The organism is Raineyella fluvialis (assembly GCF_009646095.1).
Classification (GTDB): domain Bacteria; phylum Actinomycetota; class Actinomycetes; order Propionibacteriales; family Propionibacteriaceae; genus Raineyella; species Raineyella fluvialis.
In genome coordinates this window covers 3146219-3158015 of sequence record NZ_CP045725.1, presented here as the reverse complement: position 1 = coordinate 3158015, position 11797 = coordinate 3146219, and the positions used below count along the sequence as shown (strand labels likewise).

Below are 11797 nucleotides of genomic sequence, written 5' to 3'. Positions count from 1 at the left end.
GACCGGGACAGCCTGAATGGCCGGGAGTCTACGCGGCTCGCACCCTCGGGGTCGGTGGAATCGCCGCGGCCGCTTCGGTCACGCGGCGCACGACCAGGTCGACCACCCCCGGGTGTTCCCCGAGGACCTCGGCGACCGTCGCACCGCTGTCCTGCGCGGCGGTCCTGATCCGGTCGGCGAAGAATCCCGGTGCCAGGAGGTAGGGAGCGACAGTGACCCGTCGGCCACCGGCCTCGCGCAGGTCCCGGACCGCCTCGGTGACCGTGGGGCCCGCTCCGCTGGCGTACGCCACCCGGACCGGGATCCCGAGGTCGTGGGACAACATGTCGGCGGCCTGGCGGGTTTCACTGCGTCCGACCGGGTGGGAGGTTCCCGCCGCGGCCAGCACGACGGCGACGGGGTCGGGATCGACCTTGTGGATGCGGTCCCTGAGGGCCCGGATGATCTCCCGGGCGGGACCGAGGTGGGGAGTCACCACGCTGGTCCGGCCGTGGGCGGCGAGGACCGCCGGGATGTCCACCTGGACGTGGTAGCCGGTCCCCAGCAGGAGCGGGACCACGATGTCGGCGGCGAGGCCTGCGGTGAGGTCGTCGAACGAGGGGTCGCCGGCGGACAGCCAGCCCACCTCGAGCCGGGTCGCCAGACGATCCCGGGCGGCCGCGGCGATGGCCCGGACCACCGGGGCTCCGCTGGGCTCTTGGGTGCCGTGGGCGGCGAGCACGACCACGGGGTGGACCCCGGCCCCGTCGCCGCCGACTGCTGCGCGGACATCACGCGCTCTTCCGCAGCGACCCGCGACGGGGCCGCGGCAGCAGACCGAAGCGCGCCAGCGGTAGGCGTCCGACGAGCCAGTCCCGCACAGCCATCGACCGGCGGGGATCGCCCGAGGTGACGGCGACGGTGACGCGACCGGCGTGGGTCTCCACCGTCGCCCGGGCGGGCACCGCCGCGGTGCCTCGGTGAGCCCGGCCCGCGTTGACGCACCAGATCCGCGACTCGGCCGCGGCCGCCGCGACCCGGGCATCGGCGAGGGGATCCCCCGTCGCCGTGTGCACCAGCCAGGCGCCGGTCAGGTCGCCGTCGCGGTAGCGGTGGGGGTGCCAGGTGAGGTCGCCCAGCATCGCCTCGAGCTCGGGGCACAGTTCCGGCGACACGACGTGGACGTCCGCGCCGGCCGCCAGGAAGTCCCGCACCCGCCTGGCGGACACGGGTCCGCCGCCGACGGCGACCACCCTGCGGCCCGCCAGGTCGAGTGCGAGGGGGAACATCAGATCACCCAGTCCGTGTCGTCACCCGAATCCGGGTCCGCGCTGACGACCATGCCGGCGGCCAGCGTGCCGGCCTGCTGCGGATCGACCAGCAGGAAGGCGCCGGTGTGGCGCCCACGGGCGTACGGCTCGGTCGGGAGGTCGGCGGCCAGGTGCAGCCGGACCCGGCCGATGTCGTTCAGCTCGAGCCGCTCGGCCGGCTGGCCGACGAGGGTGTCGAGGTCCAGCTTGGCGTCCAGGGACCGGACGATCGCCTGGACCGTACGGGCGCCGTTCTTGACCAGGACGCGGGCGCCCTCGTGCAGGGGACGCTCGGCGAGCCAGCAGACCAGCGCGTCGACGTCACGCGTCGGCCGTGGGCTGTCCTCCGCGGTGGCGATCAGGTCACCACGGGCGATGTCGATCTCGTCGATCAAGCGCAGCGTCACCGACTGCGGCGCGTACGCCTCGTCGAGCTCCTTGTCGGCCAGGTCGATGCCGGCCACCCGGCTGCGCTTGCCGGAGGGCAGGACGATGATCTCGTCGCCGGGGCGCACGACTCCGGCGGCGATCCGGCCGGCGTAGCCGCGGTACTCCCGGTAACGCTCGTCGACGGCACCCGACTGCGGGCGGATGACGTACTGCACCGGGAAGCGCAGCGGCTGGTGGCTGGGATCGTCACCGGTCGGCAGCTCCTCCAGCACCTCAAGGAGCGCGGGCCCGCTGTACCAGGGGGTCAGGTCGGAACGATCGGCGATGTTGTCGCCGATCAGCGCGGAGACGGGGATGACCGTGACGTCGATGAGGCCGAGTCCGTCGGCGACGTGGCGGATCTCCGTCTCCACGGCGCGGAAGGTGGCCTCGTCGTAGTCGACCAGGTCGATCTTGTTCACCGCGATCACGACGTGCGGGACCCGAAGCAGTGAGGCCACGGCCAGGTGGCGGCGGGTCTGCTCGAGCACCCCGTGCCGGACGTCGACCAGCAGGACGATCACGTCGGCGGTGCTGGAGCCGGTCACGGTGTTGCGGGTGTACTGCACGTGGCCGGGGCAGTCGGCGAGGATGAACGAGCGGCGCGGCGTCGCGAAGTAGCGGTAGGCCACGTCGATGGTGATGCCCTGTTCCCGCTCGGCACGCAGACCGTCGGTGAGCAGGGCCAGATCCGCGCCGGTGAGTCCGCGCTCGCGGCTGACGCGCTCCACTGCGTCCATCTGGTCGGCCAGGATCGACTTGGTGTCGTGCAGCAGACGACCCACCAGGGTCGACTTGCCGTCGTCCACCGAGCCGGCGGTGGCCAGGCGAAGCAGGGTGCTCATCAGAAGTAGCCTTCCTTCTTGCGGTCCTCCATGGCCGCCTCGGAGAGGCGGTCATCGGCGCGGGTGGCGCCACGTTCGGTCAGGGTGGTGGCGGCGACCTCGGCGATGACCTTCGCGACGCTGTCGGCGTCGGACTCGACGGCGCCCGTGCAGGACATGTCGCCGACGGTGCGGTAACGCACGACCTTGCGGACCACCGGCTCGTCCTCGCGGGGACGGGAGACCGGGCTGTCCGACAGCCACATCCCGTCGCGACGGAACACGTCGCGCTCGTGGGCGTAATAGAGGCTGGGCAGCTCGATGTTCTCGCGCTCGATGTAGCGCCAGATCTCCAGTTCGGTCCAGTTGCTCAGCGGGAAGACCCGGACGTGCTCACCGGGGCGGTGGCGGGCGTTGTAGAGGTCCCACAGCTCGGGGCGCTGGTTGCGCGGGTCCCACTGGCCGAACTCGTCGCGCAGGCTGACGATACGCTCCTTGGCCCGGGCCTTCTCCTCGTCGCGGCGGCCACCGCCGTACACGGCGTCGTAGCGACCCGCCGCGATCGCGTCGAGCAGCGGCTGGGTCTGCAGCGGGTTGCGCGTGCCGTCGGCACGCTCCGCCAGCCGGCCGTCGTCGATGTAGTCCTGCACCTTGGCCACCACCAGGGTGAGGCCGAGACGCTCGACCGTACGGTCGCGGTAGTCCAGGACCTCCGGAAAGTTGTGGCCGGTGTCGACGTGCAGCACCGGGAAGGGCACCTTGCCGGGCCAGAAGGCCTTGGCGGCCAGGTGCAGCATCACCACGGAGTCCTTGCCGCCGCTGAACAGGAGCACGGGGCGCTCGAGTTCCGCGGTGACCTCGCGGAAGATGTGGATGGCCTCGCTCTCCAGCACGTCGAGCTGGCTGAGTTCGTACGGCCGGGTCGGGGCATCGTCCAGGTAGGGGGCGAAGTCGGTGCTCACAGGTGGATCCCGCATTCTGTCTTGGCCAGTCCGGCCCAGCGGCCGGCTCGGGGGTCTTCACCGGGCTCGACCCGGCGGGTGCAGGGTTCGCAGCCGATCGAGGGGTAGCCGTCGGTCAGCAGTGGGTTGATCGGGACGCCGTGCTGGCCGGCGTAGTCGATCACGTCATCGAAGGTCCAGGCGGCGATCGGGTTCAGCTTCACCATGTGGTGGGTGGTGTCCCACTCGACCAGCTTCGCGTTGCGGCGCAGGACGTTGTCCTCGCGACGCAGACCGGTCACCCAGGCCTCGTAGCCGCCCAGCTCACGGTTCAGCGGCTCGACCTTGCGCATGGCGCAGCAGGCGCCGGGATCGCGGGCGAACAGGTCCTTGCCGTACTCGGCGTCCTGCTCGGCGACGGTCAACCTCGGCAGCACGTCGATCACGTTCACCGGCAGGACGGTGGCGATCTCGGCGCGGGTGCCGAGGGTCTCGGCGAAGTGGTAGCCGGTCTCCAGGAACAGCACGTCCACGCCCGGGTGCAGGCTGGACACCAGGTGCGGCAACACCGTGTCGCCGGCCATCGAGCAGGCGACGGCGAGGGCGTCACCGAACTCCTCGGCCGCCCAGGCGAGCACCTCCTCGGCGGAGGCCTCGGCGAACCGCTCACCCGCCTCCTCGGCGATGGTCCTCAGTTCGTCCTCGGAGCGTCGGCGTCCCGGCCCGTGGCTGGCGGGGATGTCGGATGCGGTCGTCACAGGAACTCCTTGTCATCACTGCGTGCCACCCAGGCGGAGAAGCTCTCCCCGGCCAGGCGCTGGTCCAGGAAACGTCGAACCACGCGCTCAACGTAACCCGGAAGGTCGTCCGCGCTCACCTTGAGCCCACGGACGGTGTGCCCCAGGCCGGCCTCGTCCCGGTCCGCGGAGGCGAGGCCGCCACCCAGGTGCACCTGGAAGCCGAACTCCGTCCCGCCCAGCAACTGCCCCTTGAGCCCGATGTCGGCGGTCTGGATGCGGGCGCAGGAGTTGGGGCAGCCGTTGAGGTGCAGGCTGATGGGTGTGTCGAGGTCCACACCCTCGAAGCGCTGCTCGAGGTCGTCGATCACCCGGGAGGCGAGCCCCTTGGTCTCGACGAAGGCGAGCTTGCAGTACTCGATGCCGGTGCAGGCCATCGTCGCGCGGCGGAAGGGGCTCGGCTTGGCCTTCAGGCCGAGCTCATCCATCGCGGTGACGAGCTCGTCGACCTTGTCGGGGTCGACGTCGAGGATGAGGAGCTTCTGGTGCGGGGTGAAGCTGATCCGCTGCGAGCCGGCGGCTTCGGCGAGGTCGGCGACCCGGGCCAGCGTGGTGCCGCCGACGCGGCCGACGGTCGGCGCGAAACCGATGTACTTGCGGCCGTCCTTCTGGTCGTGGATGCCGACGTGGTCACCCGCGGTCCCGTTGGAGACCGGGGCGGGGCCGTCCGGCAGCGCCCGGTGGAGGTACTCGTCCTGGAGCACCTGACGGAACTTCTCGGGGCCCCAGTCTGCTACGAGGAACTTCAGCCGGGCCTTGTTGCGCGACCGGCGGTAGCCGTAGTCGCGGAAGATCGCGATCACTCCGGCCCACACCTCCGCAGCCTCCTCGGGGCGGACGAACACGCCGACCCGCTCGGCGAAGCGCGGTGCGGTGGACAGCCCGCCACCGACCCACAGGTCGTAGCCGGCGCCGTACTCCGGGTGCTGGACACCGACGAAGGAGATGTCGTTGATCTCGTGGCACACGTCCAGGCTCGGGTGGCCGGTGATCGCCGTCTTGAACTTCCGGGGGAGGTTCGTGAAGTGGGGGTCATTGATGTAGCGCTCGCGGATCTCCTCGATCAGCGGGGTGGGGTCGATGATCTCGTCTGCGGCGATGCCGGCGACGGGGCTGCCGAGGAAGCCGCGGGGGGTGTCACCACAGGCGGTGATGGTGTTGAGGCCGACGGCGTCCAGCCGGCCCCACAGCTCCGGGACGTCCTCGATCCGGACCCAGTGCAGTTGGATGTTCTGCCGGTCGGTGATGTCGAGGCTGTTCCGGGCGAAGTCCTGGGAGATGCCCGCGATGACGCGCACCTGCTCGGTGCTGAGGATCTGCCCGTCGACCCGGATGCGCTGCATGAAGTAGCGGTCGGAGAGCTCGGCGTCGGTCAGCTTCCCGGTCCGGGTGGCGTCGAAGGACTGGTCGCGCTGGGTGTAGAGGCCCCACCATCGCATCCGGCCGAAGAGGTCGTCGGTCGGGATGGAGTCGAATCCCTGCTTGGCGTAAACGTCGAGGATGCGCTGGCGGACGTTCAGCCCGTCGTCCTCCTGCTTGAACTCCTCGTTGTGGTTGAGGGGTGCACGCCCGTCGATCGCCCACTGACCGTTGGAACGGTCCTTCTTGGGTCCTCGGACACGCTCCCCTGCGGGTGCATGACCGGGAACGGTCGGGGTCGTCGTGCGGTCGTAGGACACGGGGCCTCCTCGGCATCGGGCAGGTGGTGAGCCGCCGCGTCCGCCCGGCGGCGGACGCGCACCGAGAGGGAGGCGGGCCTCTCCATCGGTATTACGCGAGGTTAACCATCCCATAGCGAAAAGTAAAACCCAGTGGTCCATTCCCCAGCCCTCTCCCAGCCGGCCGGCCACTCCGCGCCGACGGGGGTTCGCGGGCCACCCGCATCACCGCGACAGGGGCGTCTCCATCGTGCTCGACTCGAGCCTGTGGGTCCGCCACTCGACCACCGCCACCGGCTCCTTGCCGCAGGATTCCGGTCGTCGACGGTCCGTGGTTGCCCGCGAGACCACGATGGTCATCCCCCGCTCCCCGCTCCCCACCGGCACTGTCCAGGTCCCCTCCTGGGGGTCCGCTCCGTCCACGAGAGTCGCCGGGCCGACGTACGGTCCGGGAACGCTCCAGTCGCCGGTCGCGAGGCGGTAGGCGTGTTCCGCGGCCTGCTGTGGCCGGAGGAGGTGGCTGCGGCCCCGGTGGTGTGTCGCGTCCGCGAGGGAAGAGGGGATCCGCCGCTCGTCGGCGGCGTGCAACGCCTCCACCACCGTGACCTCGTCGAGGCGGGCGTAGGTCTGGCCGTACGGAAGGATCACGGCGGTCGGGGCGAACCGGTGACCCCCCAGATGGGTGGTCTCGACCACGCGCCCGGGGAACGCGGCGTCGGCTGCCTCGGCGAGCGGCCGGGCCCGGATGGCGCAACAGCGGTCGCGCTTGCCGTTGGTGCAGACCAGCAGGATCGGGTCCACGGTCGGGGTCATCTCGGGCAGCGCCGCGAGCAGGCGCTGCGGGGAGGTATCCGCCAGGGCCTCCCACGGCACCTCGAGCAGCCGTTCAGGTCGGGCCACGATGCCGCGGACGAGCCACGGGTCCTCGGCCGGTCCCCCACTGATGACCACGTGCCGCTCGGTGGCCCGCCGGTCGGGGTGGGCGCCGGGCCGGCGCATCAGGGCGAAACGCCCGCCCACCGCCGCCGTCTCGACATCCAGCCGGCGCCCGATTCCGGGGTCGAGCCGTGACTGCGTCGCTGCCTTGGCACCCCAGGGCCCGTCCTGTTCGAGCACCACCCAGCAGGACGCCTCTGCTGCCGTCCCGATGGCCGGCTCACCCACGTCCTGGGACAGGGACGAGCACTGGGTGGTGGATCCCGCGCCAGGCTGTGCCATCTCAGGAGCCGGCCGAGACCGGGGCCATCAGGGAGCGGATGACGGAGACGATCGCGTCGTCGGCCGGGAGCCAGCCGACGCTGTCCAGCTCGCCGGCGCTGAGCCAGCGCAACCGGTCGTGGGCCGGCCCGGGCCGGACGTCCGTACGGGCTGGGACGGCGAACCAGACGCGGATCCGCCACCCCTCGACGATCGGCCAGGCACCGTCCGGCATCGGGCCGGTGACCTCAGGGCCGACGGTGATCGCCAGGTCGAGTTCCTCGTCGAGTTCGCGGTGCAGGGCGGCGATCGGATCCTCGCCGGGCTCGACCTTGCCGCCGGGGAACTCCCAGCCCCCGCATGGGTCGTGGCGTGGCGACGGGCCGCCAGCAGCCTGGTCGGCCGGGCGAGATCGTCCACCAGGGCGGCTCCGACCACCAGGTGCCGGTCGCGCAGGAAGCTCATGTTCCCACTCTTTCATGAGGGTCGGCACGGGCCGGGACCAGGTCGGTGGTCGGCGCCTCCCCCTGGACGTCGAGCGGCGGTGCCCCGGGCGCAGGACGCCCCCGGGTCATCAGTGATGGCCGGGGGCGTCCTGCGTCGGGTGGAGCGCTCAGAGGTTGATCATGTGGCCGCCGATGCCCTCGGCCGCCTCCTTGATCGCTTCGGAGAGGGTCGGGTGGGCGTGCACCGTACGACCGATTTCCTCGGCCGTGAGGTCCCAGGTCTGGGCCAGCACGAGCTCGGGCAGTAGTTCGGTGACCTCCGGGCCGATCATGTGGGCGCCGAGGATCTCCCCGTACGTCGCGTCGGCGACGATCTTCACGAATCCGACGCCCTCGTTGAGGCCGTTGGCCTTGGCGTTCGCCGAGAACGGGAACTTGGCGACCTTGACGTCGTAGCCGAGCTCCTTGGCCTTCTCCTCGGTGTAGCCGAAGGCGGCGATCTGCGGCTGGCAGTAGGTCGCGTGCGGGATCATGTCGTAGTTGATCGGCATCGTCTCCGCGCCGGCGATCGTCTCGGCGGCCACGACGCCCATCGCCTCCGCGGTGTGGGCCAGCATCAGCTTGGCGGTCACGTCACCGATGGCGTAGACGCCGGGCACGTTGGTCCGCATGAAGTCGTCGATCTCGATGGCGCCGCGCTGGGTCAGGGACACGCCGGTGTTCTCCAGGCCGTACCCCTCGGTCCGGGGGGCGAATCCGAAGGCGGACAGCATCTTGTCGGCCTCGAGGACCTGCTGGTCGCCGCCGGCGGCCGGCTCGACGGTGATCCGGACGCCCGAGCCGGTGTCCTCGACCTGCTTGACCGCGGTGCTCGTCAGGACGTTGATGCCGAGCTTCTTGTAGGCCTTCAGCAGCTCCTTGCCCAGTTCGGCGTCCTCGACCGGGATCATCCGGTCGAGGTACTCGACGATGGTGACGTCGACGCCGTAGGAGTTGAGCACGTAGGCGAACTCCGTGCCGATCGCGCCGGCGCCACCGATGATGATCTTCTGCGGCAGGGTGTCGGAGAGGATCAGCTCCTCGTACGTCAGCACGTTGGCGGACCGCTGCATGCCCGGCAGCATCCGGGTGACCGAGCCGGCGGCGATGATCACGTTCTCGGCGGTGACCGTCTCGACCGTTCCGTCGTCCTTCGTCACCTCGATCGTCTTGGCGTCCTTGAAGGTGCCCCAGCCGTTGAGCTCCTGGATCTTGTTCTTCTTCATCAGGAAGTGGACGCCGCCGACCGAGCGCTCCGAGACCTTGCGGGACCGCGTGAAGGCCTTGGCGTAGTCCAGACGCACCTCGCCGTCGATGCTGAAACCGAAGGTGTCACGCTCGTGCGTGAAGATGTGGGCCAGTTCGGCGTTGCGGAGCAGGGACTTGGTGGGGATGCAGCCGACGTTCAGGCAGACACCGCCCCACCACTGCTTCTCGACAACGGCGGTCTTCAGGCCCAGCTGAGCGGCGCGGATCGCCGCCACATACCCTCCGGGCCCGGCGCCCAGGACAACGACGTCAAAGTGTGCGGTCATGGCCTCAACCTTAACCAGCGAGGCCCCTTCCTGTCGTCGTGACCGCCGATGACGGACCCGGCCGGTGCACCTGGCGGAACGGTCGTACCGATCGGCCCCTGATCCCCTCCCGGGACGGGCCCGCGGAGGCGCGAGGCGGGTCGAGCGGGGACCGTGGGTTAGGCTTGGGCGGTGACTTCTAGCTCCACCGCCCTGCAGATCGGCACAATGATCCGCGACGCCCGTGAGCAGCGAGGCCTTTCCCTGGCCGACCTCGCCGCCAAGTTGAACACCCCGTCCTCGACCCTGGAAGACGTCGAGAACGGCGCGGCGACCGTGTCGATCGATCTGGTGAACCGGATCGCCCGGGCCCTCGATTCGGACGCCGAGTCCGAGGTGAGCGAGGAAGCCCCGCACCCGATGAACCCCACCAAGCCGACCGCGATGCACCTCACCATCGAGGGCGGCCGGCAGCTGAGTGGAGCGATCGACGTCAGGTCGTCCAAGAACGCCGCCGTCGCCCTGCTGTGCGCCTCGCTGCTCAACCGCGGTCGTACGGTCCTGCGGAAGATCGCCAAGATCGAAGAGGTCAACCGGATCTGCGAGGTGCTGATCAGCATCGGCTACCGGATCTCCTGGATCAACGACACGGACCTGGAGCTGATCCGCCCGGCCGAGCTCGACCTCGCCTCCATGGATGTCGCGGCCGCCCGCCGGACGCGCTCCATCATCATGTTCTTCGCGCCGCTGATGCACTTCCACCCCGAGTTCAACGTGCCGTACGCCGGTGGCTGCGACCTGGGCGCCCGCACCATCGAGCCGCACCTCCAGGTGCTGCGCCATTTCGGCCTCGACGTGCTGGCCACCGAGGGCTTCTACCGCTGCGCCGCCGGGGACGTCCACGCCCCCGAACGTGCCGTCGTCCTGACCGAGCGTGGTGACACGGTCACCGAGAACGCGCTGATGGCCGCCGCGATGGTCGAGGGACCGGTGACCATCCGCAACGCCTCGCCGAACTACATGGTCCAGGACCTCTGCTTCTTCCTGCAGCGCCTGGGCGTACGGATCGACGGTGTCGGCACCACCACCCTCGTCGTCCACGGCATCGAAGAGATCAACGCCGACGTGGAGTACTTCCCGTCGGAGGATCCGATCGAGGCGATGAGCCTGATCACGGCCGCCATCGTGACCAAGTCCGAGCTGACCATCCAGCGGGCACCGATCGAGTTCCTCGAGATCGAGTTGGCCATCCTCGAGGAGATGGGGCTGGACTTCACCATCACCGAGGAGTACATGGCCGACAACGGGCGGACGCGCCTGGTCGACATCACGGTGCGGCCCTCGACGCTGCGGGCGCCGATCGACAAGATCCACCCGATGCCGTTCCCCGGGCTCAACATCGACAATCTGCCGTTCTTCGCGGTGATCGCGGCGGAGGCCCAGGGCCAGACACTGATCCATGACTGGGTCTACGAGAACCGGGCCATCCACCTGCTCGACCTGGCCAAGATCGGGGGCAACATCCAGCTCCTCGATCCGCACCGACTGATCGTCAACGGCCCGACCAAGTGGCGCGGCCGCGAGGTCACCTGTCCCCCGGCCCTGCGCCCCGGCGTCTGCCTGCTGCTGGCGATGCTGGGTGCCAAGGGCGAATCGGTGCTGCGCGACGTCTACGTCATCAATCGTGGCTACGAGGACCTGCCCAACCGCCTCAACGCGCTCGGCGCCAACGTGCAGGTGACCACCAGCTAGAGCCTGCGGTGGCACCATGGGGCGCATGACCTCGATCCTGTCCATCCAGTCCTCGGTGGCGTACGGGCACGCCGGCAACAGTGCCGCTGCCTTCCCACTGATGCGGATGGGGATCGAGGTGCACCCGGTGGCCACCGTGCACTTCTCCAACCACACCGGCTACGGCGACTGGCGTGGTCCGGTGCTTGGCCCCGGCGAGGTCCTCGAGGTCGTCCGCGGCATCGACGACCGGGGCGCGTTGGCCGATTGCGACGCGCTGCTGTCGGGCTACCTCGGCGACGGCGAGACCGGCGAGGCCGTCCTCGCGGCCGCCACCCTGCTGCGGGAGCGCAATCCGGACGCGCTCTGGTGCTGCGACCCGGTGATGGGCGACGTCGGGCGCGGCTTCTTCGTCCGTGACGAAGTGCCCGTGATGTTGCGTGATCGGGTGGTGCCGATGGCCCAGGTCCTCACCCCGAACCACTTCGAGCTCGATCAGCTGGTCGGCCGCAGGACGCAGTCGCTCGAGGAGATCCTCGAGGCGGTCGACGAGGTGCGCTCCCACGGACCGCGCATCGTCCTGGTCACCTCACTGGTGAGCACCCGGACCGATCCGTCCAGCGTCCAGATGCTCGCCGTCGACGACTCCGGCGCCCACCTCGTCACCACCCCCAGGCTGCCGGCCTCCTTCGCCGGTGCCGGGGACGTGACGGCGGCGCTCTTCCTCGCTCACCTGCTGCGGACGGGGTCGCCTCGATCCGCCGTGGAGCTCACGGCCGCCTCGATGTTCGGCCTGCTGCACAGGACTGTCGCGCTGGGTCGTCGCGAGCTGGCGCTCGTCGCCGCCCAGGACGAGTTCGTCGCCCCGACCCGGTGCTTCTCCGCCGAGCGCGTCCGCTGACGGCGCCACTGTCACCCTCTGGTCACCTCCC

Annotated in this window: 11 protein-coding genes; 2 read left to right on the top strand and 9 right to left on the bottom strand. The window is 70.2% G+C overall.

The features are described from left to right. Window positions 1-28 precede the first annotated feature (28 nt). The 9 genes from Rai3103_RS14470 to lpdA form a co-directional block, all read right to left on the bottom strand. Complete coding sequence (locus Rai3103_RS14470; protein ID WP_194793162.1) at window positions 29-727, bottom strand: sirohydrochlorin chelatase; 699 nt, start codon at window positions 725-727, stop codon at window positions 29-31. A gap of 43 nt (window positions 728-770) precedes the next feature. Then, a complete protein-coding gene (locus tag Rai3103_RS14465; protein WP_153573165.1) occupies window positions 771-1268 on the bottom strand; it encodes a precorrin-2 dehydrogenase/sirohydrochlorin ferrochelatase family protein in 498 nt (165 codons plus the stop codon). Further along, window positions 1268-2563, bottom strand: a complete 1296-nt coding sequence (locus Rai3103_RS14460) for a sulfate adenylyltransferase subunit 1 (protein WP_153573164.1) — start codon at window positions 2561-2563, stop codon at window positions 1268-1270. Before Rai3103_RS14460 ends, Rai3103_RS14465 begins: the two co-directional genes overlap by 1 nt. Then, complete coding sequence (gene cysD / locus Rai3103_RS14455; protein ID WP_153573163.1) at window positions 2563-3519, bottom strand: sulfate adenylyltransferase subunit CysD; 957 nt, start codon at window positions 3517-3519, stop codon at window positions 2563-2565. Before cysD ends, Rai3103_RS14460 begins: the two co-directional genes overlap by 1 nt. Then, entirely contained in the window at window positions 3501-4241 is a 741-nt protein-coding gene (locus tag Rai3103_RS14450) for a phosphoadenylyl-sulfate reductase (RefSeq protein ID WP_153573162.1), read from the bottom strand. The genes cysD and Rai3103_RS14450 overlap by 19 nt, the downstream gene beginning before the upstream one ends. Next, window positions 4238-5959 (bottom strand): nitrite/sulfite reductase, encoded by a 1722-nt coding sequence (locus Rai3103_RS14445; protein WP_277872981.1) that lies wholly within the window; start codon window positions 5957-5959, stop codon window positions 4238-4240. The genes Rai3103_RS14450 and Rai3103_RS14445 overlap by 4 nt, the downstream gene beginning before the upstream one ends. Before the next feature lie 204 nt (window positions 5960-6163). After that, window positions 6164-7156 (bottom strand): sucrase ferredoxin, encoded by a 993-nt coding sequence (locus Rai3103_RS14440; RefSeq protein WP_153573161.1) that lies wholly within the window; start codon window positions 7154-7156, stop codon window positions 6164-6166. Between the two features lies 1 nt (window position 7157). Then, the gene (locus Rai3103_RS14435; RefSeq protein WP_228488949.1) at window positions 7158-7616 is read right to left on the bottom strand and encodes an NUDIX domain-containing protein; all 459 of its coding nucleotides are present in this window, start codon (window positions 7614-7616) and stop codon (window positions 7158-7160) included. Window positions 7617-7748: 132 nt separating this feature from the next. Then, window positions 7749-9155: a dihydrolipoyl dehydrogenase gene (gene lpdA / locus Rai3103_RS14430; protein WP_153573160.1), complete on the bottom strand. Its 1407-nt coding sequence runs from the start codon at window positions 9153-9155 to the stop codon at window positions 7749-7751. Between the two features lie 207 nt (window positions 9156-9362). On the opposite strand from lpdA, the gene Rai3103_RS14425 reads away from it, so the two are divergent. Both Rai3103_RS14425 and pdxY read left to right on the top strand, forming a co-directional pair. Further along, the gene (locus Rai3103_RS14425; RefSeq protein WP_153573789.1) at window positions 9363-10886 is read left to right on the top strand and encodes a UDP-N-acetylglucosamine 1-carboxyvinyltransferase; all 1524 of its coding nucleotides are present in this window, start codon (window positions 9363-9365) and stop codon (window positions 10884-10886) included. Between the two features lie 25 nt (window positions 10887-10911). Beyond that, complete coding sequence (gene pdxY / locus Rai3103_RS14420) at window positions 10912-11766, top strand: pyridoxal kinase PdxY (protein WP_153573159.1); 855 nt, start codon at window positions 10912-10914, stop codon at window positions 11764-11766. Window positions 11767-11797: the final 31 nt, after the last annotated feature.